The following is a 23,266-nucleotide window of genomic DNA, read 5'->3' as shown; positions in this document are numbered from 1 at the left end:
CATTAGTGTCGATGACCACCGCGCCGATGCTGATTATTTTGTCGGCGTTTTTTAAAATATTTCATCATTTTCATGAGTTCGTCCGCCTTCGCTAAGCTCTCAGTTATACCGTCCTTAAGCCGCTCAGGCACTTTCTCAATGGTTTCTTCTTCTCGAATAGACGGGAGTTCTGTGAAAAGCTTATACAGCTTTTCGGTAGGGAAGTCGACATGCTGGCTGTGATGCCGTCTGGTTCGTTCATCAAATCCGTCTAGTTGAAATGAGCAGCTTTGACGAACCCAAAGAGCAACCTTCGGGTCAGCACCGGCCATCTCTTTTGAGACCATCTCTAAGATTTCCCGCCGATAAGCTGATCGCTTATCCTCCAGATAAGAAAGTGCACGTGCTCGTCTATAATTTTTTTTAATGTCTTCCGCCGACCGTTGCCATGAAAAGGGTACTTCTTTCATGATATCCGCTACGCGGTAAATGACTCTATCCATCTTTTTGAGCTGGAGATTCGCTCTAGCGATAAAATCTTCCAGATGGGCGTACTCCGGTGGATAAGACTTATCAAATTTAAAATCCATAGGATTGATCCGTTATGCCTGTCAAATAAGACATTGTGCCAGCTTCTAAACCTGTACTTTATCAAGCTTGGATGCTGCTCGGAATTGGCGACACCTTTGCTAATCACTATCCTTGTCATCGCTCCATGGTCAGTCCGGCCTTGCCAATAGCCCTTCACCATGATGAATAACTATATGCTAAATTTCAAAAAAATCAGAATTTTTTCAATCTGGTTAAATTGGTGTATCTGGGTCGTTTAAATACGCCTATTATTCTGGGTTGCATTTTATGCTCGTCTTTGATCAGATAGTTAGGTTGTGGCCCGTAATCGCTCCTGGAATAAGCTAGGTCAGGTGAGCACTCAATCGTTATCCAGCCAATACCGGATCAATCGTATGACGAGGCTTGCCACCACGCACATGACAAACAAGGCCAGCAGCAGCTTAGTGGAGCTTATGAGCAGGATCATGGTGATCACAATTGTTTACTGCCCTTAGATTGACGGGAGGGCCACCGTATCGAACCAGTACCGACACAGATTGCCGACGCTTTGTACCAATAACGGGTAGGTGTCCGGCTTGACGACGACCGAGTTCGCGCCAAGCTTGTAGCAACGGCTTATTTCCTGCGGCAGCAATACCCCTGACCAGACGACAACTGGAATGTCTTTGGTAGTTTCCTCCTGTTTCAGGGCCATAAGAAGCTCATACCCATTCAGGATGGGGATATGAACATCCAAGATAACCAAGTTTGGCCTGTCATTGTTGGCTTGCAGATGGCTGATAAACGTAGCGCCATTGGTGAAAAAAAGGATGTTGATTTGGGTTGAGTATTGCCGAGCCGCTTCTCTAAACAAGATGTGCTCATCCTCGTCATCATCCACGACAACAACTTCGTAAAGCTTTCCAGGTTGCAGAGCCATAACCCATGGCGGTTTTATGGCTGTGAAAATAAGCTTTCTCGCAACCCACAGAATACCTTACAAGTCTAAACTTATTAGATGGTTGAGGAGATCTATTCTACGCTGCGATTATACTGAATGGTTGTATCTTTGTCCTGCGGCTTTTCGAGCGTTTCTCTTTGGCATCCTTCCGGATACGCGCTTGAGCCGTTGGCTTGCTCAATCGGTATCTGGAAGGATTTAACCTTATTTACTGCAACTGCCAATCGATCACGAGTTGCCGCGCCATCCGCATCATCTCGTCTTGCCGGGCTGGTTTGATCAAATACCCGTTCGCCCCCAGGCTCAGCGATTTTTCCCGATCTGTGGGAGCGCTTGAGGTGGTGAGGATAATCACCGGCAGATGCCGATACGCGGGCGTGCTCCGTAACTCCGCCAAAGTTTGAAACCCGTCTTGGCGCGTCATGTTCAAGTCCAACAAAATCAGATCCGGCAATGTTGAAGCTTGCCGAAGGCGGGGCAGCACCTCATCACCGTCAGCAAGCGATTCAATGCGAAGGGGTGAAAGAACCTGCTCCAAAGCGATTGTCAGCAAATACTGATCATCCATGTCATCATCGACAATCCAAATGAGCGTTGAAGACTGCATGTAATGAAGTGAATGGTTACACCTAGCCAAGAGCATCCGAGTGATGCAGGGTCGGTAACAGACAAATATAACGGGTTCAATGGCAAAGCGAGACCCGGTGAATAAACAAGCGCTATGAAGATCGACAGCTGTGTCCTGTCGCACGAAACGGTTGATAAACAGATTGGTATATCTTTACGTGAGGGCGTTGTTGCTCACTCGGTCATGGCAGGCTGGGCTTTCTCAAAATAGAGTCATTTGGTTTGTCAGTGTAATGGCTTGTAAATTGGCAAAATGCATCGAATTGCTTTCAACAAAGCGAACCTGTTGTAAACTCTCTCTTTATGACCGAACAGCAACGCCTGGACAAGGCGACTTATCTCTTGAGAGCCATGGCCCATCCGATCAGGTTCCAGATCACTTTGCGGCTGCTTGAAACAAACGAACTAACCGTTACTCAACTTCAGGAGCAGATGCAGCTGGACCAATCCCTGGTTTCGCATCATTTGAACAAAATGCGGGATAGAGGCCTACTAGATAGTCGTCGTCATGGAAGTAACAGATTTTATTCCGTGGGCGATCCTATCTATGCCGAATGCATTTCTAAGCTGCTGGCCAGCCCCCTCGTCACCAACAAACATGCATAAATCATCGCCTGGTCGTTCAGGCTCGTACCCTATTTTCCTTACGGGGTATTGCCACGTTTTACCTGCTGTTGCTTCAGAGCAGCGCCTGGTCTGGCCAGTGCAAACCGGTACGCCGTGCCGTCAGTCAGTTTGAGACTGAAGCCTTTTAGCAGACCGTAGGTTATCTGCTCACAATACGGCTTGAAACCGATCAGCGTGGCTCCGGCCAATCACCCACCAAAATACGGGAAATCTCCCATTGCCTCCTCAATTCATACAACCTAGTTTAGTCGGTCAATAGCGTACTCACGGGTGATTGTAGATGACTATCATCCGTACGCCGAACGCTCTGGTCGTAATGCCCGTTGCGGCAACGCTATCAGTTTGTACACTCACTTTATACTCGTTGATCCATGCCGTTCTATTACGAACTCCATAAGTTGGGGCAACCGCGCTCCCAACGCACCGCTGATGGCATCCTGCGGTTAAAGGAGGCCATGAAGGATAAGATCAATGGCGTGCCTGAGCGGGTCCGCTCCAGCCGCCTGCTGCTGGCGACCTGGAACCTCCGCGAGTTTCAGGGGCCTAAATACGGCGGTACCCGCCAACGCGAAGCCCTTTATTACATCGCCGAAATCATCGATCACTTCGACATCGTCGCCGTGCAGGAGGTGCGGGACAATCTCTCCTCCTTAGAGAAGGTCATGGATATTCTGGGCAGTTCCTGGCAATATCTTTTGACCGATGTCACTGAAGGCCGGCAGGGCAATCTCGAACGCATGGCCTTTGTCTATGACACCAGAAAGGTGCGCTTTGGCGGGTTGGCGGGGGAGGTGGTGCTGCCACCGCTTGACAAACAAACCCCGTCTTTTCAGTTTGCCCGCACGCCGTATCTGGTCGGGTTTCGAACGGCGTGGTTCAAGTTCACTATTTGTACGGCGCACATCTATTACGGCCGAAGCATCAAGAACGATCCCCAGCGGATCAAAGAAATCGAGCATCTGGCCCAACACCTGGCCAATGCGGTCAAAAAGTCATCCGCCTGGGCCAAGAACATGATCGTGCTGGGCGACTTTAACATCTTCGATACTGATGACGAAACATTTGATGTACTGACCAAGCCGGGTTTTGAGGTGCATCCCAAGCTTTTAGGAATTGGCACCAACATCAACCAATCTAAGCACTTCGATCAAATCGCCTTTATCGCTCCCGATCTGAAAGATAAGCTGGTTGATTGTAACGCAGGGGTGTTCGATTACTACCAGCATGTCTACCGCAAAGATGAGGATACGATTTACGCGGATGATCTTAAACAAAAGAATGGAAAACTAGCCAAGTATAGCGACTGGCGAACCTATCAGATGTCGAATCATTTGCCGATGTGGATCGAGCTGCGGGTGGATTTCAGCCGGGAGTATCTGGAGGCCATCAAAGCGGGAAAAAAAGCCATCGTGCCCGTCAGCCTGCCTATCAATCCTTGAGACATTTTTCCTCTACCTAGCTTTTAAGCGTGTTCTACCCTTCCCTAATCAGTCGATGCCATGGCCAATATCACCGGTACGGTCGTTGATGCCAACGATATCCCATTACCCAATGTCTCCTTGCTGTTAGTGGGCGGTGGGGGGGCTCCCCAAGTCACCCTGTCGGGGATCAACGGCAGTTACAGCTTTGTTGGCCCTGCCGTCGGTAATTACAAAGTGTCCGCCATTCGGGGACGTAACGTCATCGAGCAGCTTGCCCAAATCGCCAGCGGGCAGACGACGGATACGGTAGTGGATTTCAAGATGATCACCACCCCAACCCGGCTTCGATTGATCGATCTGTTTAACCGCTTTGTGCTGCTCAAATACGGCCAGTATCTGTTTCTGGCCGTCATCGGCTGGATATTCTTCTACTGTCTCATCGTTGGCAGCCTGCCTGAGCTTTCCCTGGCCAAGCTCAACAACATTGAAACGGCAAGGGGGGCGATTACCTACCTGGTGGCTGTCACCACCATTTCGATGGCGGCCATACTCATGCTGGCAGCCATCATGACCGGCGGCAAGGATCTCGACAAGCGCTTCACGCTGGGTAAAGAGATCTTGACGCTATTGATCGGAATACTGGGAACGATCATCGGCTTCTACTATGGCTCATCGGATAAATCGCAAGCAAGCGGTACCACCGATTCGCTTCGGGTGGATACGGTAGCGTTCTCCGCCACGGGTCGGCAGGTCTTGGTGAGCGGGCAGGTTAGCGGAGGAAGCCGCCCATATGTGTATGCCATCACCGCAACGCCGAAAGGGATTGTGACCAGCATCACTGATAAATTTTCGGCAAATGGCCGGGTGCGTGACACGCTCAGTGTGTTGGACACCACCAAGGGTCGCTCCGTAACCTTTGTATTAAAGGGCCGGGATGGCAACAACGCCTCCTTCACCTGGCAAAGCAAGCCCTTTGTTGTAAACCAATAAGCAAATCCTCAGCGCTTGTGTACGCTGTGTCTCACCCAAGTAAGGCTCAATGGTAACCTTTACCATTACAGCGCGGTGTTACTGCTGTTTGCCGAAAGACGGCATAATGACAGGAACACACACTTTTAGTCCGCACTCGCCCGGACATAAATTGCTATAGCCATCGATTAAGGCAACTTTCAAAACAATCTAGTACAAAGCTAGATTTATTGGTACAAACCAATTTGTAAGTAGCTATGAACGCGAGCTTTACCGTGCTGCTGGTCGATGATGACGAAGATGAATGTTTGATCATTGAGCGGGTCGTTCAAGAAAGCTGGGCCAACTGTCAATTAATCTGTGCCCGCAGCCGTGAAGAGATGTACACGTATCTGAACGGTCCAGGCCCCCGGCCGGTACTAATCTTAATGGATGCCAATATCCCCCCTTATTCTGGCTATGAGTTCATTCAGGAGCTACGGGCGGAAAAACGCTTTCGCTCCATTCAGATTCTGGTCCTAACAGGCTCATCCATGCTTGATCAGGTGGACGATTATTACGCTGTTGGTGCCAATGCTTACATGGTCAAGCCGGTTTCGTTTCAGGAGTATAAGTATCTCTTAAGCCAGGTGCGTTCTTTCTGGCTTGATGTAGCGGTCCAACCGCACCGGCAAAACAACAATTTGTAAATTAGTTAGGCGTGGGGTTTACCTTGATTAAGTCAGCTTTACAAACAAATTAGGTCGCATTTGTTATCTTAGCTACCTGAAGCCCAAAGCAAAATGATTTTTGTACTGATTGCCGAAGATGACGAAGACGATCAAGCGTTAATCCGTGATGCCTTTGAGCAGGTCGTACCCGGCGTACAACTTCGCGTAGCCGACAACGGAGAAAGCTTATTGCAGCAGCTAAGAGCTATGCCCGTCCTACCCGCCTTGATTATCCTGGATGTGAACATGCCCCGACTGGATGGGTTTGAGACATTGGCCGAATTACAGCAATCCGAGCGCTACCGACGGATTCCAACCCTGATGCTGAGCACGGCCAGTTACGGCCCGTACATCAGTAAAGCATACGTGGCCGGTGCGAAGGCTTATCTGATTAAGCCCAACGGGTTTGCTGATTTGCAAGAGATGGTCAGGGGTATGCAGCTGTTTTGGCTGCGGTTGCATGACCTTGTCAAACATGAATAGCGGTAGGTCAAAACGGCGATGACGCGCTGTCTATCAGACACATAACCCTTGGGTTGCGATTTACCTGATAGAATTCCCTAAATTTGCTGTATCATGTTCTTGTGTCAAACAAGAATTTATGGTGTGGATAGAAGCGGAAAGCCTGCTCTTGATTAAGAGTAGGCTTTTTTGTGCCTGCGTATCTAAGTTCATTGCTGGCTGCACGTCAGCTTATTGTTTTGACGCTAATAGTTTCTGTAACAGCTCGTTCTTTTCACGCTCCGCTTGCAACAGCCGTTCGTAGAGTTTTTTGTTTTCCTCAATCGCTTCGAGCCACTTATCAACCGGATTGAAATTATACTGGACCGAGGCGGCATGATCGTGATAAGTGTTAGAAAAAATCTGGATAGCCGACTCTTCGCTGAAGTTTTTAATAGCGTCTTCTGACACGCCCAAGGCTTTGGATACCCTCTGTAAAGATGGGGCATCCAACACCTCCTTCTGCTCAAGTTGAGAAATGGCCTGCTGACTCAGCCCTAACGAAGTTGCCAGAAAATCCTGCTTGACGCCCAGGATCTCCCGTATCCGTTTCACGTTGCGACCGTGATGTATCATTGATGGCGTTGTGTCCATCCACAAAGCTAAACAAAATCACCCTGGTACGAAACAAGCTTAGCCTTGTGCGATACAAGCCAGCCAGCTATAAGCGAGCCTGGAAGAGCGTGTATCTTAGCAAACCAACGCTAACATTCATGCGCCATGACCTCGACTTCGCCCCAGAACATTCTCTTCGATGATTTTACCTTGCTCGAACAGCAACTCGGACGCCAAAGGCTGATGGCAAGCTCGGCCAATGCCAATTGCGATTGCATAGGTTACTCCACTTCAGACGATGATGAAGACATTTGTACCGATCAAATCGCCACAGCTCCTAGTCAGGCCCATTGACGACCAGCATGTCTTTGTCGTCAATTGTGCTTATCCAAACTCGTTACGGATTCTCAATCGGGCGCAATATGAGATTTTAGCGGCCATTGACAATCAAACTTCCATATCAGCCCTTAGCGAAAATCTCGGTATTGAGGCTGAGGTGCTTGAGGAGTTTCTAAACCTGCTGGCTCGAACTGAAATCATCCGGTTTGACCAGCAGTTTAGTGCACCGCGCAAACCAGCTAACCCGAAATCGCTCAACTTCTGGATTCACACCACCAATCGCTGCAATCTGACCTGTAGCTATTGCTACATCTCGACGCTCAACACCACGTCGGGCATGGCAGAGACAACCCGTCAGCAATTGCTAAACAAGATGGTCGAGACGGTTCAGAAACGAGGTCTCAAATCCATCAAACTGCGCTTGGCCGGAGGAGAACCCCTCAGCCAGTTCAAAGCTTGGAAGGCTTTTATTCCCCAGGCCAAAAGAACCTTGCAGGATATGGGTTGTCAGTTAGAATGCTCGTTTATCACCAATCTGACCATTTTAACCGATGAGATAGTGGAATTCTCGAAGGAGCACGGTATCAGCTACGGGATTTCGCTAGATGGGTTGGATGTGGATCACGACAACACGCGCACCTTTAAATCCGGTGCCGGAAGCTTTGCCCTCATTGACCGGAATTTGCGGACCTTGCTAGCGCATAACATTCCGGTATCAACCAATACGGTCGTGACCAACAGCAACCTGGCAGGGTTGCCGCGTCTAACGCGTTACCTGATTGATCTGGACGTTCCGTTTCGCTATTCGATTGTCAAAGGCGAAGCCATTAATGCGGAATTGCTGGACAACTACTTATCGGTATCCTACGCGTTGATGAAAGAGGCTATCGGGCAGGGCTGGCGCTTTTCCCAGCGTCATCAGTTCTGCGATCTTAAACCCAGCGAGTTAGGCTTTCAGACCTGCGCATCCGGATTTTCCGGCGGAGCGATCTATGTCGATGGCACGGTCAATTATTGCCATGTCCATTTTGGCGATCATACGCAGCTATCCTATAGCCTCTTCGATACGGATATGGATTTGGTCGATATGATCGAGCAGGGCAGCCATTACGAAGACATGAAGTCGCAGGATTGCCAATCCTGCCGTTACCGATCGGTTTGCACCAGCGGCTGTCCCGTGTACCGGGTCAACGGTAAAGACCCGCAATGCAGCCTCTATCACCGCTTTATTCCCCTAATCTATGAATTGCAGGCGCGGGAGCGATTGAAATTGTTGCAGGAGTATAGAATGATAGTCTAGCTGGAAAGCACCTTTTGCTAAGAGGGTGCTTTCCTGCATTCTAAGCGTTTGTGTTATAGGAGGCCAACTTGGCGATTTTGATTTCAGTAGTAGCGTTGCTGGCCACGTTCTATCAGTTATACCTGCAACGAACGCATAACGAAAAGTCACTCAAGCCACTGGGTCAGATTGATCTGCCCGACTTCAACAAGCAGCTTGCCGTTCATGTCCGCAATAATGGTCTCGGCCCCTTGATCATAGACCGACTGACATTCGTCAAAGACGGCCAGTCCTATACGAACATTGACGATTGCCTTGATCTTCATCCGAGGTCGTACATGCGGATGGCCATCAATGATGCTGTAAAACGCGTGGTGCTTCCCCATGCGCATCTGGTCGTTTTTGAAACCCAATTTGGTGAGCATGAAGGCGAGAGCGAAATCAACCACGCTCGGCGGCAACTGGCATCGATCACCCTGAAGGTAGAAGGGCGGGATATTTACGATAATAAAATTACGCTCCAGCGTAATTTCAACTGGTTCGCCCGGTACATGGGAGCCTGCTAAGCGAGCAACTTAGCCCATTAAACTGTACCGATAGCCATCGATATGTTTCATTTATCTCCCATCTATTGGGGGGTAGTTTCTTGTTGTCAAGTCTTTTGATCAAAAAACTTGACAATTGTAAAGCTTTAGGGTATACTTGTTCCATGACCCGCGTTTCCGATAAAGTAAGCCAACAGGTTAAGGAGCTACCCGAAGACACCAGCTTTGGATATGGCCAACTGGCCATACCCAAACAGGAGTATTTAACAGCGGCTAAAGCGCTCGAACGGCTGCAAAAGAAAGGTGTCATTAAAAAACTTGCCAAGGGCATTTTTTATAAGCCTAAGAAAACCGTTTTTGGCGAGAAAAAACCGGACGAGCAGCAGCTTCTCAAACCCTATCTTTATCAAAACGGCAAACGAACGGCTTATATCACCGGCGACTATCTCTATAATCAATTAGGGCTGACCACTCAAGTGCCCGCCGTGATGCAAATAGCCAGCCGCAACCGGCGTATTTTTGTTAACAACGGAGCGGTCAAAGCAACGCCGGTCAAGAGCTATGTCGATGTCACGGATGCCAATTATCAGATGCTAGGCTTTCTGGATGCGATAAAAGACCTCAAACAAATTCCTGATGTCGATATAGAGAATGCCCTGGCTATTTTTAAAAGCCGCCTGAGCGTGCTTACACCCGCACAGCGGCAGATGGTGATTGACTATGCGCTGGCTTACCCGCCACGGGTGAGGGCCTTGTTGGGGGCGATCCTGATGGACTTGAACGTAAAGAAAGGCATTGACAAACTAAGCAGTAGCCTCAATCCGCTCACGACGTTTGAGCTGGGTATTAACGATAGCCTGTTACCAACCGCATCCGACTGGCATATTCGATGAAGCTGCACGAAAACCGCGACCTCTTTGCCGATGCGGTCAGTATCACCGCGCAACAAATGAACTTGCCCGAAATTTACGTCGAGAAAGACTATTGGGTGACGCTGGCTTTGCAACGCATTTTTACGGGGCCATTGGCTGAATTCACCGTGTTTAAAGGGGGAACCGCTTTATCGAAGTGTTTCTCGTTTATCCATCGCTTTTCAGAAGACATAGACTTAGTGCTTTTAAAGGACCCGTCTTTATCAGCTAACCAACTCAAAGAGCGGCTCAAACGAATTAGCACTGCCGTATCGGAATGGCTACCCGAACAAGACATTCCAGGAATTACTAATAAAAAGGGGATGATCCGCAAAACAGCTCATTCGTATTCACGGCTGTTTACCGGTGAGTTTGGGCAGGTGCGTGACCTGATCATCCTGGAATCGAGTTGGCTGGGCTCGTCGGAACCGATGACGACAGGACAGGTCAGTTCGTTTATCTATCAGATGATGCAGAGCAGAGGACAAGGCGACTTCGCCATTCAATATGATCTGTTGCCGTTTGACGTGCCCTTATTAGCCCCTACACGGACGCTTTGCGAGAAAATCATGAGCCTGGTTCGGTTTTCCTACACAGAAAAACCACTCATGGATTTACGGAATAAAATTCGCCACGTGTATGACCTCCACCAATTGCTACAACAAGCCGATCTGTCGACGTTTTTTGATTCCGGTGCGTTTGTTGACATGCTAGACAACGTGGCTAAAGACGATGAAGTCAGTTTTCGAAACAACAAGGACTGGTTGTATCCGCATCCTGCACAAGCCTTGTTGTTCGGTGATTTAGACCGTGTTTGGCCGGAACTGCGCAGTACGTACTACGGCTCGTTCAAAAATCTGGTGTTCGGGGAGTTACCGGCTGAAGAAGCAGTCCTTCAAACCTTGCAGCGCATTAAAGCCAGGCTGGCTTTGGTGGTCTGGACGCTGGAACCATGAGCGGTTCTTGACACGAAACACGAATTCACATGCAACACAAAAAACGAATTTTAATCCGCCAAAAGGATTGTAAGCTAATTGCGGTATCCTGATTCGGCTAGGGAGGGCATCTTGGCCATCATTATTTCGATATTAGCGTTGCTGGCGACGTTCTATCAATTATACCTGCAACGAACGCATAATGAAAAATCACTCAAACCGTTAGGCCAGATTGATTTACCTGATTATAACAAGCAACTTGCCGTTCATATCCGCAATAATGGCTTAGGTCCCCTCATTATTGATCGTTTGCTCTTTATAAAAGATGGCCAGCCCTACACGGCTATTGATGATTGCCTTGATCTTGATCCCAAATCGTACATGCGGGTAGCGATCACTAATGCCGTAAAGCGCGTTGTGCTGCCTAATGCGCATTTGGTCGTTTTTGAAACCCGCTTTGATGAGCATGAGGGCGAAAGCGAAATCAACCACGCTCGGCGGCAACTGGCATTGATTACCCTGAAAGTAGAAGGACGAGATATTTACGATAATAAAATTACGTTGGAGCGGGATCTCCAATGGTTTTCTAGATACCTACGGACAAAGGAATCATGAAAAACTAGTAAGAGCACGATTTTCTGGTAGTTTGCAGTGTTATGTGTTAAAATAAATGTGCCCCTTTGGGACACTACCTTTCATAAAACGGCTTTTTGCATATGACCCATATTATCACCATCGAAACCCGAAACGAAACGGATTTTGCTTTGTTCAAAGGCTTGGCGGATCGGTTAGGGCTATCTACCCAAGAAGCCCATGTTGATACTGAGTTGACTGAAGCCGAAGCCTTAACGCTGTTAAATCGCCTTGCCGGAAGCTGGGCAGGGGATGAAACCGGTGACGAGCTAAACGCTACACTTCAAAACGCCCGCCACTTTGGGACCCGTGACATGGAATTATGAGCCATTATTTGCTGGATATCAATATTTGTGTACACCTCAACAAGAATGATTTTGCACTTAAAGAACGATTGCCCAAATTGGTCCACTAGCCTGTTTTTTATCCGATATCACCATCGCCGAGTTGATGTTTGGCGTCGAAAACAGTGCCCCTGACCGGCAGCCGAGAAATCGAAACAACCTGGCCATTTTCCAGGACCTGTTTCAGGTTCAGGTAAACACATCTGCTGTTATCTAAAACTTCCTTTAAGAACAACATAACTTGATGTATTGACCGCGTGATTTGATTTAGCAACGTAGTGGCCTGTTGACGCCAATAGCCCCAGTGTAACTCCGAGGTATATTTTGTGACCATAAGCCTGCAATTAAATATCTGATTTAAATGGTGAGCCCGCCTAGGCTTGAACTGGCGACAAATCGTCATGAGCGATGAGGCTTGACATGAATATGTAAATGATGGCTGATTTCCATCCATCTGCCTATATGATTGGTGGCACTTCTTTAGAGCCTTTTAAAAATTTTCGTTGCCTACAGAATCGCCAGATGATACCATAGGCTATATGGACATTCATCGTAACTGGGGGCATAGTTGGGGGCATCTAGTAGAATGATCCGTTGTAATGTAAATGAATTCAAGTACTTGGAGCGAAAATGGCAATGCGGCTACGGGCACCAATCTCTTTTTTACTGACATTATCTGTCCTTATCCAAATGCGAAAAATTCAATTTTCGCAGCACCTTAAGGCTATCCTCCCTTTATCAATATATTCCTATCATACACTCACACTAATCAAAAGTGGGGGCATGCATGGGGGCATGAAGTTGCCGCTCGACGTGAACCGTCTGGTCAATGGAGAGGAGGTGTGATCATGGCTTTGTCAAACATGACGTGTCAGACTGCGAAACCCAAACCGAAACCTTATAAGCTTGCAGACGGTGAAGGGCTATATCTAGAAGTCACTCCGTACGGGACCAAATTCTGGCGGTTGAAGTATCGACTTCAGGGCAAGGAAAAGCGGATTTCAATTGGCGCTTATCCAGCGGTTTCAGTAGCGGATGCCCGTAAGGCCAAAGACGAGATTAAGCGAGACATAAAGGCTGGCATTGATCCCGTCTTGAAACGTTTACAGGCGGCTCAGATCCAGGCTCTAAACCAAAAGCTCGATTTTAGAGCGATGGCGATAGAATGGCATGAAAAGCAGAAGCCTTTATGGAAGCCCAAACACGCCGATATCATTAAACACCGCTTTGAGAAATACATATTTCCGTGCTTGGGCAGTTTTTCGCTAGCGGATATCCAGCCCATGATGATGTTGAATTGCCTGCAAAAGATTGAAAAGACAGCTCCCGATCTTTCGCGTCGTATGAAGGCTGTGTGTAGCCATGTTTTTAAATACGCCATCGCGACCGGTCGGGCAGAACGTGATCCCACGTATGGGTTAGAGGCTGCGATGAAGAAATTTAAGCGAGGGCATTACGCATCTATTTCTGTCGATGAGTTTCCTGAATTTCTCGCTCGCCTGACGGATTATCAGGCTCACGTTCATCGACAGACTTTTCTGGCACTAAGATTATTACTTCTGACGTTCGTGCGTACAGGTGAGCTCGTAGAAGCTAGATGGAACGAAATCAATTTTGACAAGGCGATGTGGGTTATTCCGGCCGAGCGAATGAAGATGAATCTTCCTCATATCGTCCCATTATCGCAACAATCGCTGGCGATTTTTCGAGAGCTGTCCGCATTGAATGCGCACCGGGAATTTATCTTTCCCGGATATTACAACCCCAAAAAGCCCATGAACAAAAACACGATGCTGGTTGCCATCAAGCGGATGGGCTATAACGGTAAAATGACCGGTCATGGATTCCGATCGTTGGCCTTGGGGATTTTAAAGGAAAAGTTGGGCTACCCGCATGACATTGCGGATCGGCAACTGGCACACGTTCCTAAAAGTGGTGTCGACCGTGCATATGACCGCGCCCAGTTTTTGCCCCAACGTACAAAAATGATGCAGGAGTATGCTGATTATATTGATAATGTGCTAGCAAGGTGATGCTATCACAACCAACGCAAACGCAGTGTTGCTGTTATTATGCATTATTTAGGATACCTTGTTCTTATCAGTCATTAATACCAAGCGCATAGCAAGTTCTATCGGCATTTTCTCAACAGCTTTTCGAATAACGGCCATATAAGCATTGGCCGATGGCCATCCAATAGCCTGTGCCTGAGAATCCAACGTATATGCCTTCAAGGTAATATGCTGCTTTTTATTCTTCTTGCCTAATGCTTCCAATTGCAGCAACAGCTCTTGAGCTGCGATATCCTGATTGATCGACAGGTCAACCAGTTTTTCTAAGATCGCTTCCGGCGGATTCCGGCGACCTGACCACCATGATTTGGTCGTGTCAACGCTCGTGCCTAAGAACAGTTGGGCTTCTTTTAATGGTAAACCGCAACTTTGAGAAAACAACTTAAATAGGGATGTCATGAAAGCTAATCTGACGGCAAAGAGAGCGGTTTCTGTATCCTGTACACAAATAGTGTACCTGTCAATAAAAACAAAATAACAATTACTGTCCTAGCTACACTGTTTTTTCAATAGGCTAGAAGTCGTCCGTTCAAAGTTGCTCCCCTCCAGCAAATCTTTTCAAGCACTTATATCTACCACAGCTTATCGCTAAATGAGCCGGTACCGCATTATTGGCGGTTCTCAGCCTGTTGGTTTTACCGTTTTTTACCCAACTTCTTAGTTCTTGTTTAGTTTTAACGAATCCCGTTTTTGATTGACTGTAGGTATTAATTCCTTGTATCATGATTATATTCCTACTTCACGTGGCGTAATCATATATAGACAGGGGGATAACATGCCGACCACGAATGAAACCCTATTAGATCGAAAGGAAGCGGCCAAATACCTCCGCATTTCCCCGAATACTCTGGCCGTGTGGGATTGTACAAAGCGCTATGATTTAAAGCCGCTCAAGGTGGGCCGAGCGGTTCGTTATCGTCGTTCAGAACTTGACAAATTTATTGAACGCCAGCTTGAGCGCTAAGTAACTCTCAAATCATTTTTCATCATTTTGCAGGAGGTCGCCATGAACATCGATCAGGCGAAAGAGATTTCTATTGCCGAAATTCTGAACCGACTTGGCATCCACCCCCGGAAGACAACTGCCACGAAGCAACTCTACCTCTCACCTGTCCGGCAGGAAAAAACACCCAGCTTTTACGTCTATCTCAAAGACAATCGCTGGCATGACTTTGGCGACGGGCGAGGGGGCGATCCGGTCGATTTCGCGCAAGCCTACCTCAAATTCACCCGCGAAGCCGATACCGTTTCCGACGCTCTGCGCTGGCTGAAAAACATTGGCCTCGGACCATATGTTTTTGAGCCTGTTTACCCCGAAACACCCGCCGAGAACGAAGCCAGCCTGATCATAAAAAAGACCAGGTCCATCCAGCGACTGGGTTTGATCCACTATCTGGAAAAACGCGGTATCCCGCTTGAACTGGCCGATCAATATTTGAAAGAAGTCTACGTCTACAACCAGCGCACAGGTAAAAACCTTTTTGCTTTAGGTCTTGACAACGAAGAGGGCGGTTACGAGCTGCGAAACCCGTATTTTAAAGGAACGCTCGGTCCCAAGGCCATCTCCTTCATTCGCGGCAGGAATCCTAAACCAGAAACCATTCACATCTTTGAGGGCATGATGGATTACCTGTCCGCTATCGCGCAGTTCAAGGGTAACCGGTTTAAGGGCGACACCATCATTCTAAATTCTCTGGCCTGTTTAAAGCAGGTTGGGCCCTACATGCAGGGTTACGGCTACCGCGTCGCTTACACCTGGCTCGATAACGATAAAGCCGGTCAGGATGCTACCGGAATACTCGCGGATTTCTTCAAAACACAGAACGATCTCACGCACAAACGCATGAACCGCATCTATGCGCCCCACAAGGACGTGAACGCCTGGCACATGCACACGCTTGGCCTGAACCTGTAGGAGACGCCCTTGAACCAGCTCAGTCTGCAATCCCTGTTCATGGTGAATGAGGTCGAGATTATCTATCGCAATCCGGCTCCCTATCAGGACCGCATCCAAATCCGGCAATCTTCAACCGCTTACGAAGTTCTCCGCACCATGTGGGACCTGAACCGCATGGAGCTGGTCGAACAGTTCAAAATCCTGCTTCTTGACCAGAACAATCACTGTCTGGCCGTCTCTGACATTGCGACTGGCGGTATATCATCCTGCCTGGCCGATCCCAAAGTCATCTTTGCCACCGCTCTCAAAGCCCGCGCTACGAGCCTCATTCTGGCCCACAATCATCCCAGCGGCAATCTGACACCCAGCGAACCGGACAAGGTGCTGACCCGCAAGCTCAAGGACGGCGGTAAACTGCTTGATATTGCCGTGCTCGATCATCTGATTGTTACCCCGCACAACTACCTGTCCTTTGCCGATGACGGGCTGATGCCCGGATAGGCGGCTGTTGTTCGCCACGCTTGAGCCACGGGCAGGGGGGCATGTGTTCCCCTCGCCTGAAGGATGGGCGCGGGACTGTACCCGGCCCGCTCATTCCACCAACCAGAATTTTCCCCAAGGCCTGCGGCCTTTTCCTCGCGAGACAAAATTCCGGCCGCGCGACGTTCGCCGGTTCATTCGCTTGAGAGCCGGGCGTTGCCCTCCCCATAACCCTTCAGCCAATGGAGAACGCCACATGACCACCACCCGCCAACGCTCAAGACAATCGAACCATAGAAACGCATCCGACAGCGCTAGCCCGCAAAACGACATCTACGCCCGCGTGACGGCCAAGATCATCACCGATCTGGAGAGCGGCAATCTCACCTGGCGCAAGCCCTGGAACGCCGATCATCTAAGTGGTCATGTCCAGCGCCCCCTTCGCTGGAACGACATTCCCTATCAGGGCGTCAATACGCTCCTGCTGTGGGGTACGGCCGCCGAGCAGGGTTATACGTCGCCTTACTGGATGACCTATAATCAGGCCGTTGAACTGAAAGCCAATGTGCGCAAGGGCGAGAAAGGGACGCACGTGGTCTATGCCGATAAGATCATCAAGGAAGACACCAACGACCAGGGCGAGTTGGAAGCCCGTCAGATCCCCTTCCTCAAATGTTACGTGGTTTTCAATGCCGATCAGATCGAGGGGCTATCTGATGCATTCTACAAACGTCCTGAACCAGAAACGGTCAATCCGATTTCGCGCAACGAACAGCTTGAAACCTTTTTTGCCCAGACTAAAGCCGACATTTATACGGGCAGCCAGGCCGCTTACTCGATCACGACCGACCGCGTCCAGATGCCGCCCTTTGAGAGCTTTGAGAGTGCCGAAAGCTACTATGCCGTGCTTGCTCACGAAATCACGCACTGGACCCGCCATCCGTCCCGGCTAGACCGGGATCTGGGCCGCAAAACTTACGGCGACGCTGGCTACGCCAAGGAAGAATTGGTTGCTGAACTGGGAGCCTGTTTTCTGGCCGCTGATCTTGGCTTCGAACCAATGCCGGAAAGCAAACATGCCGCTTACATTCAGTCCTGGCTTCAAGCCTTGCAGGATGATAAACGTTTCATCTTCCAGGCCGCATCCCATGCGCAAAAGGCCGTTGAATATCTGCATGCACTGCAACCGTCTTGAGTCTTCTTATCAAGCCAGGTGTTTCTGCCAAAAGCGGATTCGCTTGGGCGCGGTCGCAATTCTCATTGTCCTGTGTTTGCTGATAGATGATGTCAGCGTAATCGCAGGCGGCTGCGACGACGCTAATCCCTCCTTTTTAAGCTACGCCCAAAAAGGCTCTGACGACTCCGGCCAAAAATAGACACTCGTTTCATTTCGCATCGATTTTTGTCCTTCGGGGAGCGGTCCCAGCCTTTATGCGCTTGTAGTCGCTTCCATCATCAACCACACAGGAAAGGAGACTTGATGATGACCACGCAAATCGAAACCCTCTCGAAACGGCCAACCCATACGGCTTATATCGTCAAAGCCAAAGACGGTACAGACAAATCGGACTGGATCAAGGTCGGCGCGGCCTGGGAACATAGCGACCAGGCAGGCATGAACCTATCGCTTACCATTCTTGGTCAAAACGTCTCGGTGATCATCCGCAGGAATAAGTCGAAATAGCGTTAAACGCAAAGCCGGGAAAACTTTTCCCGGCTTTTTTGTTCAATGTGCGTTGTATATACATTTCTTAAATGACGGTCAATAATCAAAGCACACTATACAAAGTAGTTATGTAAGATTGGCACAGACAGACAAGGTGTTGAATTATATTTTTTCAATACTTAAAATAAAAACTAATTAATAAATTTAGAAAAAACTAGAATTTATACTTATAAAGGTTTCTATAAAATTTATTTTTTAGACTACAGCTTTAAGTATAAATACTTTATTAAAAAATTGTATTCTTATCTGTTTAATATAATTAATCCAATAATTGATAAAATTAATTTGCTATTGAGGTGTCTGTATTGTACTTTTAGTATAATATATTTTATTAAAGAACTTTGTGCTGTTCAAGTTACGAGTAACTAAATACTGCCATAATTTAAAAGTAGCACTCATATAAGGCACTTTAAGGTTTTCACTTTATAATCCAGACAGTTTGCTGGAAGTTGACAACAGGCTCTCACTAAAAATATCAGAATAACTATGGTTCAATAAAAATAGGAAAACCCTTTAGTGCTTCTGCGCCTTTTCGGTCTCTCGTTACTGATTGTTTCAAACTTAATCAAACGTCTATGAAAATCTCAAAATTTACAACTAAGGCAAAACACAGAGCTTGCACCCTACTTGTGGCATTTGGACTTCAGGTCCAGTGGGTATTGGCACAAGAACTTTTCACTTTGCAGCAATCCGACAAAAGCAGATTTTCGGCTAACCTGCAAGGGAAAATGGAAAAAATTGAAAAAAATCCTGTGCACAAGCGGACGATGTATGTACAAGTAGGAAACTTGGCAAAAATTCAGCAGAACGGGAAACTCACGTTTACTATTCCAAACACTGGAGGGCCTATCACCTTTTTGGCCCGTCGAGTTGAAGCTGAATCAGAACGAGATTTTACATGGGTTGGTAAATCAGAAGACGGGCTTTATCAAGCAATCTTCGTCAGTAAACAAGGCAAGTTGTCCGGCTCTATTGAAAGCAAGTATGGTAATTATCAACTGTATGGCACTGATGAAAGCGTCAGCCTTTTGATGGAGGTTGATTTAAGCAAATCGAAAGAGTGTAAGGCTGTTGGACGGGCCAATGATCAGGAGCATAAGCCAAAAAGCGGAGCTCGCCAAGATGCATGTCAGGAGGCCACGCGAGTTCTTATCTTATATACTCAGGCAGCCGCTAATTTCGCTCCTGATATTAATCAATTGGCAGACCTGTGCATCCAGCAGTATAATACAGCGCTAAATAATAGTTCTATTGGTAACCAAGTCACTAATACTTTAGTCAATGCCGGGGTAGCCTTCATACCCTTCACGGAAGGCGTAGATAATGACTCACAGGCTGATGCTTTTAGAATTAGTCAGCGAGCCGATGCACAAAACTTGAGAAATCAAACTAACGCAGACATTGTGATGACGCTTACAGGCGATGTTTATACAACTACTTTCGGCTCGGTAGTTGGTGACATTCCCGCTAACAATAGTTCCGCCTATGCAGTAGTGGAAATAAATCAAGCCAGTCTTGCCGGGGCTTACACATTTCTCCACGAGGCCGGGCACATATTTGGAGGTCGACATGACCACAATTTTGATTCTAATCCTCCTAGCTACGCACACGGCTATCAACTACCGAACCAGACTATACGTACGTTAATGTCGGTTAGAAATAATGGGGACTTGAGTAGAATTCTTCATTTTTCTAATCCCAATGTTACATTCAATGGTACACAAACAGGTACTGCTACGCTTAATGACGTGGCTCGTCGCATAGGCGAGGTAAGCGCAACAATCGGCAATTTTCGACAATCTATAACAAATCCGTTTTATGGATATATTGAGGGAACGTCTTATGTGGGTAACAGCGGAACCAATCAATTCGAGGTTGCCTATCAATGCATTACGCCGATTTCATTTGAATGGAGTGTTAGCCGTGATGGATTTACATTTGGTTCTCCGATGGGTTGGTCTGAAATCATATATCCTTATATTTCATCATCGGATAATGGGCTTTATTATCTACGTTGTCGTATCACTTTGCCGGGAGGGCAAGTGAGCACAATATACAAATATGTATCGGTCAACATTTGTAGCGGTTGTCGCACTGAAGCGCCAGAAACTGAGACGGTGAATTCCGTCACGTTAGTGTCTTGGCCTAATCCAGTTATTAATAATACTGTAAATTTGAAGTTTATGTTGCCTCAGGAAGCGGTTGTATCCTTAACGCTAACAGATTCCCGTGCGTCAACTGTTAAAAAGTTGCTTTTGGGAAAACTTGCGCCCGGAAATCATCAAAAGCAGTTGGATGTGACAGGATTAAGTCCAGGTTTATATGTTATTAATCTTCAGGCTGGATCGCAACGACGAAGCCTAAAAGTGTTACTCAGCAAATAGCAAACGAATGAAATTTGTAGGCTTATGTTTTCTGGTCGTCTTATCGCTCTGCACATGCACGAGCGATAAGACGGTTTCTCACGAAGATTACAACGGGGAATATCCTTACATAAAGAGTACGGGTAAACCTATTTCAACCTATCAGCCTGTTTTTACCTCGGCTTGGCAAGGTCCTCCGGTTACTAATACACCTACGCCTGTATTGGCTATGGGAGAGTATGCATTTACATTTAAAGGACACAATTGGAATCACTGGCCCTACACAAATATCAGCCAACGAATTATTGAAAACCCATCCTCTCCGTTTGATCGAATAGGTTCTCGTATTTTGGGAATAGGTTTTACAGCGATGGACGGTTTCGAGTGCCAAATGGAAAGTGTTCACTTTATTGTTCCGGCCCAAGTTGGTCGTTTTCGTTTTGAGCCGTCAGTGTATGATCTTTCAATCATGCCTACTTTTCGCACGTATGATTGTGATGCACCAAAAGATCGAATTACTCTTGATCTAAAGGCTGACAATTGGGTCAATATTACTCGTTTGGATACGCAAGCTCATCATGTAGAAGGAAGTTTTAATTTAAACTTCATGATCATTGATAAAGATGTCAGTTATAGCCTCATTTACCCTACTCAGATCTTTATGCAAGGAAACTTCAAAGGTCCTTATACAAATTAACGCATTTTAGTTTGTATAATACATATCTACGCATACTTCAATGACATCGTCAGTTAAGGGGTGTCCCTTGGACGGACCATTGTTCAGTGATTCATGTTGAAACATAACCTGCGGTGAACTTGGAGGCCAGTTTGATTGGAATTATAAAATGTGAGTCCAGATCTATACAAGTGACTTGCTAAACCTTCAGACTACCTAAATAGAACAAGCTTGAATTTATCGTTGGGACGTATTAGTTCGATCCGTTTGCATTCATTGATGGCGACTTGGAAGAAATTGCCCTGTACGTATTCGGTTACACCGCTTTGATTTTTTGCATAGAGTCTTAACCAGACCATCTCGCCGTAAGGTTTATACTCACCAAATTCATCCGTCTCTACGCTCCATTTCAAATATATTCTCTTCTCATAACCGTCTGGAAGTGACACAGAAAATAGCGTATCTGAATCAGTGAAAGTTTGATTTTGATCAAAAGCCAAAGTTCCGGTTTTTGATCGCCCTATAGCATCTAGCGTAAAAAATTTCCATTCGCCAATAATATTTTGTACAATAGGAGGGGCTTGGCACTTATTTGTATCCTCTAGAGATGCAGGACGGTTGCCAGGAGGAGTTAATTGCTGCAATAACTCCTCTTGGCAAGCTGCGTTCAACAAAATGAAACCAATAATGCTAAGGTTTTTAAAACAACTATTCATGACGTCGAAGAAGTTTTTCATTGTTATTATAACGAGCGACGGTTTACAAAATTATTTATCTAGTATTCAGCTTTGTTAAAATTTATAACAATTTATTAATAAATAATTGTATCTGGTAATGATACTTTTCTTACATTTAAATAAAAACAAAACATCATGAAAACTACTTTCATTTCATTGTCAACTGTCTTTTGGGTAGGTCTTGTTGTTGGCTGTCAGCCGGTGGAACAAAAATTTGAAGTACAACCCAAGAAAAACAAATACAGTTCAGCGAGGACATATACATGCCCTCAAGGTACCGTCTCAGCTTCAATTGCAACGAACGCTGATTTTAACGTGAGTTTGGATGGTTGTTTTTCTTATATAGTTGCAAAGGGTGGAGCGCGTACCCGTTTTCAAGTTATAATTACGAATAATGAGTTGTACGATCAAAATTTTAATTTGAGAGTATCAATGCCGGGAAATAACACTAATGTCTTCAATTACGAATTAGTATCAGTACAGGGAAATCCAGCCGATTTAACAGAAGTCACCAGCGCAATCGATGGTGGTTATCAATGGACAATCGCTTCAATGCCATCTTTAACAACATATAGACTCGTTTTTGATGTTTATGACCGTGGTGTTTTTCCATCGGGAGAAAGTAGCATCAAATTGAGATTAGGTCTGCCGTGTCTACAATACAACACGTCTAGTTGTAGCGATAACGATGACGTTAGACTTGTATTACAATGAATGTAGTTTTTCAAAAGTAGGTGCTTATTAGCACAAGAAATAGGTTGTATAAAATAGCACAAGCTCTTACTCAAAAGCTTGTGCTATATTGATCACCTTCATAATAGATTTACTCATATTGTCAACCAGAATGCTCTAGGTGCATAATTTTAGTTATTCCGTCATCGCCACGACGTTCTTTCTTTGTAATAATTGCCACGTAGGGGTTATTACTTATGCTGAGCTACTATTTCGTTTAGACTCAAAGTCATGCTTCCATTCTTAATAGATCATACGATAAATTATTTACTTACTTTTACTAAGATCACAGATATGAAAGGAATAAATTTCATTCGTTATTAACCTCAATGCGAATGGCTGTAACAGTTGCGCTTTTACCGATGGCGTGAGCATAGCGTGCATCAATTGCCTTAATGAAACGAGGTTGATGGTTAAGTAAGGCTAGAAATAAGGGTTTTAATCCATAACCCTGCAACGTTACCTTATAGGACGAAAAATCAAGCTGAATGATGTTCTTGTCACTGCCCGGCTCAAACTCGCCTTTCATGAGATAAACGTAGTTGAAAAAAGCGCGCTTGCCATCGGGCCAGGCAAAACACAGGTTTCTTACATCATTGTCTACTTCGTGTAGGTGATTCTCAGCGTTTGTCGGTTCCTGAGCGGTTACAGTTGTTACTGGTTCCGCTGGATCAGACTTTGGGAAATTCGACTTG

General features: G+C 46.6%; 27 protein-coding genes. 20 read left to right on the top strand and 7 right to left on the bottom strand.

All coding sequences use genetic code 11. The annotated features are described in order from the left end of the window. Positions 1–2: 2 nt before the first annotated feature. The 3 genes from BN8_RS27030 to BN8_RS27020 form a co-directional block, all read right to left on the bottom strand. Positions 3–569 carry a hypothetical protein gene (locus BN8_RS27030; protein ID WP_009285129.1) on the bottom strand — a complete coding sequence of 189 codons (567 nt, stop codon included), beginning with the start codon at positions 567–569 and terminating at the stop codon, positions 3–5. Between the two features lie 473 nt (positions 570–1,042). Then, the gene (locus BN8_RS27025; protein ID WP_009285127.1) at positions 1,043–1,471 is read right to left on the bottom strand and encodes a response regulator; all 429 of its coding nucleotides are present in this window, start codon (positions 1,469–1,471) and stop codon (positions 1,043–1,045) included. 229 nt (positions 1,472–1,700) lie between these two features. Next, complete coding sequence (locus BN8_RS27020) at positions 1,701–2,099, bottom strand: response regulator (RefSeq protein ID WP_040006573.1); 399 nt, start codon at positions 2,097–2,099, stop codon at positions 1,701–1,703. Positions 2,100–2,422: 323 nt separating this feature from the next. Between BN8_RS27020 and BN8_RS27015 the strand changes: the two genes are divergently transcribed. The 5 genes from BN8_RS27015 (at position 2,423) to BN8_RS26995 (ending at position 6,329) form a co-directional block, all read left to right on the top strand. Next, positions 2,423–2,725, top strand: a complete 303-nt coding sequence (locus BN8_RS27015) for an ArsR/SmtB family transcription factor (RefSeq protein ID WP_040006571.1) — start codon at positions 2,423–2,425, stop codon at positions 2,723–2,725. A 392-nt stretch (positions 2,726–3,117) separates the two neighbouring features. Next, positions 3,118–4,185: an endonuclease/exonuclease/phosphatase family protein gene (locus tag BN8_RS27010; RefSeq protein ID WP_009285123.1), complete on the top strand. Its 1,068-nt coding sequence runs from the start codon at positions 3,118–3,120 to the stop codon at positions 4,183–4,185. A gap of 60 nt (positions 4,186–4,245) precedes the next feature. Continuing rightward, complete coding sequence (locus BN8_RS27005) at positions 4,246–5,157, top strand: carboxypeptidase-like regulatory domain-containing protein (RefSeq protein WP_009285122.1); 912 nt, start codon at positions 4,246–4,248, stop codon at positions 5,155–5,157. 236 nt (positions 5,158–5,393) lie between these two features. Then, on the top strand, positions 5,394–5,825 hold the full coding sequence (locus BN8_RS27000; RefSeq protein ID WP_009285121.1) for a response regulator: 432 nt from the start codon (positions 5,394–5,396) through the stop codon (positions 5,823–5,825). A gap of 93 nt (positions 5,826–5,918) precedes the next feature. Further along, positions 5,919–6,329, top strand: a complete 411-nt coding sequence (locus BN8_RS26995) for a response regulator (RefSeq protein WP_009285120.1) — start codon at positions 5,919–5,921, stop codon at positions 6,327–6,329. A gap of 210 nt (positions 6,330–6,539) precedes the next feature. On the opposite strand, the gene BN8_RS26990 is transcribed toward BN8_RS26995, so the two are convergent. After that, positions 6,540–6,923 carry a helix-turn-helix domain-containing protein gene (locus BN8_RS26990; protein ID WP_229368340.1) on the bottom strand — a complete coding sequence of 128 codons (384 nt, stop codon included), beginning with the start codon at positions 6,921–6,923 and terminating at the stop codon, positions 6,540–6,542. Positions 6,924–7,200: 277 nt separating this feature from the next. Here BN8_RS26990 and BN8_RS26985 point away from each other — a divergent pair, with 277 nt between their 5' ends. The 7 genes from BN8_RS26985 to BN8_RS26950 all read left to right on the top strand — a co-directional run bounded on the left by BN8_RS26985 (position 7,201) and on the right by BN8_RS26950 (position 13,921). Then, positions 7,201–8,541 carry a radical SAM/SPASM domain-containing protein gene (locus tag BN8_RS26985; protein ID WP_009285118.1) on the top strand — a complete coding sequence of 447 codons (1,341 nt, stop codon included), beginning with the start codon at positions 7,201–7,203 and terminating at the stop codon, positions 8,539–8,541. Between the two features lie 77 nt (positions 8,542–8,618). Further along, positions 8,619–9,086 carry a hypothetical protein gene (locus tag BN8_RS26980; protein WP_229368338.1) on the top strand — a complete coding sequence of 156 codons (468 nt, stop codon included), beginning with the start codon at positions 8,619–8,621 and terminating at the stop codon, positions 9,084–9,086. A 143-nt stretch (positions 9,087–9,229) separates the two neighbouring features. After that, positions 9,230–9,958 carry a DUF6088 family protein gene (locus tag BN8_RS26975; RefSeq protein WP_009285116.1) on the top strand — a complete coding sequence of 243 codons (729 nt, stop codon included), beginning with the start codon at positions 9,230–9,232 and terminating at the stop codon, positions 9,956–9,958. Next, on the top strand, positions 9,955–10,932 hold the full coding sequence (locus BN8_RS26970) for a nucleotidyl transferase AbiEii/AbiGii toxin family protein (RefSeq protein ID WP_009285115.1): 978 nt from the start codon (positions 9,955–9,957) through the stop codon (positions 10,930–10,932). The genes BN8_RS26975 and BN8_RS26970 overlap by 4 nt, the downstream gene beginning before the upstream one ends. 111 nt (positions 10,933–11,043) lie before the next feature. After that, a complete protein-coding gene (locus BN8_RS26965) occupies positions 11,044–11,526 on the top strand; it encodes a hypothetical protein (protein WP_009285114.1) in 483 nt (160 codons plus the stop codon). A 101-nt stretch (positions 11,527–11,627) separates the two neighbouring features. After that, the gene (locus BN8_RS26960) at positions 11,628–11,870 is read left to right on the top strand and encodes a hypothetical protein (protein WP_040006569.1); all 243 of its coding nucleotides are present in this window, start codon (positions 11,628–11,630) and stop codon (positions 11,868–11,870) included. Between the two features lie 881 nt (positions 11,871–12,751). Continuing rightward, positions 12,752–13,921: a tyrosine-type recombinase/integrase gene (locus tag BN8_RS26950; protein WP_202806402.1), complete on the top strand. Its 1,170-nt coding sequence runs from the start codon at positions 12,752–12,754 to the stop codon at positions 13,919–13,921. Between the two features lie 48 nt (positions 13,922–13,969). Here the strand turns inward: BN8_RS26950 and BN8_RS26945 are convergent, their stop codons facing one another. After that, on the bottom strand, positions 13,970–14,359 hold the full coding sequence (locus BN8_RS26945; protein ID WP_040006565.1) for a hypothetical protein: 390 nt from the start codon (positions 14,357–14,359) through the stop codon (positions 13,970–13,972). Between the two features lie 376 nt (positions 14,360–14,735). Between BN8_RS26945 and BN8_RS32640 the strand changes: the two genes are divergently transcribed. The 7 genes from BN8_RS32640 (at position 14,736) to BN8_RS33030 (ending at position 21,123) form a co-directional block, all read left to right on the top strand. Beyond that, a complete protein-coding gene (locus tag BN8_RS32640) occupies positions 14,736–14,924 on the top strand; it encodes a helix-turn-helix domain-containing protein (protein ID WP_083882534.1) in 189 nt (62 codons plus the stop codon). Between the two features lie 42 nt (positions 14,925–14,966). Then, on the top strand, positions 14,967–15,875 hold the full coding sequence (locus BN8_RS26940; protein WP_009285111.1) for a DUF8464 domain-containing protein: 909 nt from the start codon (positions 14,967–14,969) through the stop codon (positions 15,873–15,875). 9 nt (positions 15,876–15,884) lie between these two features. Then, the gene (locus BN8_RS26935; RefSeq protein WP_009285110.1) at positions 15,885–16,358 is read left to right on the top strand and encodes a JAB domain-containing protein; all 474 of its coding nucleotides are present in this window, start codon (positions 15,885–15,887) and stop codon (positions 16,356–16,358) included. Between the two features lie 235 nt (positions 16,359–16,593). Further along, positions 16,594–17,532 carry an ArdC family protein gene (locus BN8_RS26930; RefSeq protein WP_009285109.1) on the top strand — a complete coding sequence of 313 codons (939 nt, stop codon included), beginning with the start codon at positions 16,594–16,596 and terminating at the stop codon, positions 17,530–17,532. A 285-nt stretch (positions 17,533–17,817) separates the two neighbouring features. After that, positions 17,818–18,021 (top strand): hypothetical protein, encoded by a 204-nt coding sequence (locus BN8_RS26925; RefSeq protein WP_051041136.1) that lies wholly within the window; start codon positions 17,818–17,820, stop codon positions 18,019–18,021. Between the two features lie 617 nt (positions 18,022–18,638). Continuing rightward, complete coding sequence (locus tag BN8_RS26920; RefSeq protein WP_009285108.1) at positions 18,639–20,447, top strand: M12 family metallo-peptidase; 1,809 nt, start codon at positions 18,639–18,641, stop codon at positions 20,445–20,447. A gap of 7 nt (positions 20,448–20,454) precedes the next feature. Beyond that, positions 20,455–21,123 (top strand): hypothetical protein, encoded by a 669-nt coding sequence (locus tag BN8_RS33030; RefSeq protein ID WP_144051813.1) that lies wholly within the window; start codon positions 20,455–20,457, stop codon positions 21,121–21,123. A gap of 191 nt (positions 21,124–21,314) precedes the next feature. Here BN8_RS33030 and BN8_RS26910 read toward each other — a convergent pair whose 3' ends face one another. Continuing rightward, positions 21,315–21,839, bottom strand: a complete 525-nt coding sequence (locus BN8_RS26910; RefSeq protein ID WP_040006562.1) for a hypothetical protein — start codon at positions 21,837–21,839, stop codon at positions 21,315–21,317. Between the two features lie 135 nt (positions 21,840–21,974). Here BN8_RS26910 and BN8_RS33025 point away from each other — a divergent pair, with 135 nt between their 5' ends. Continuing rightward, positions 21,975–22,553 carry a hypothetical protein gene (locus BN8_RS33025; RefSeq protein WP_144051812.1) on the top strand — a complete coding sequence of 193 codons (579 nt, stop codon included), beginning with the start codon at positions 21,975–21,977 and terminating at the stop codon, positions 22,551–22,553. A 328-nt stretch (positions 22,554–22,881) separates the two neighbouring features. Here BN8_RS33025 and BN8_RS33020 read toward each other — a convergent pair whose 3' ends face one another. Beyond that, entirely contained in the window at positions 22,882–23,100 is a 219-nt protein-coding gene (locus BN8_RS33020) for a hypothetical protein (RefSeq protein WP_144051811.1), read from the bottom strand. Positions 23,101–23,266: the final 166 nt, after the last annotated feature.

It is taken from the genome of Fibrisoma limi BUZ 3, from assembly GCF_000296815.2.
Lineage (GTDB): Bacteria > Bacteroidota > Bacteroidia > Cytophagales > Spirosomataceae > Fibrisoma > Fibrisoma limi.
Note: the sequence above shows the minus strand (reverse complement) of the source record. Positions and strands in the feature narration are given on the sequence as shown.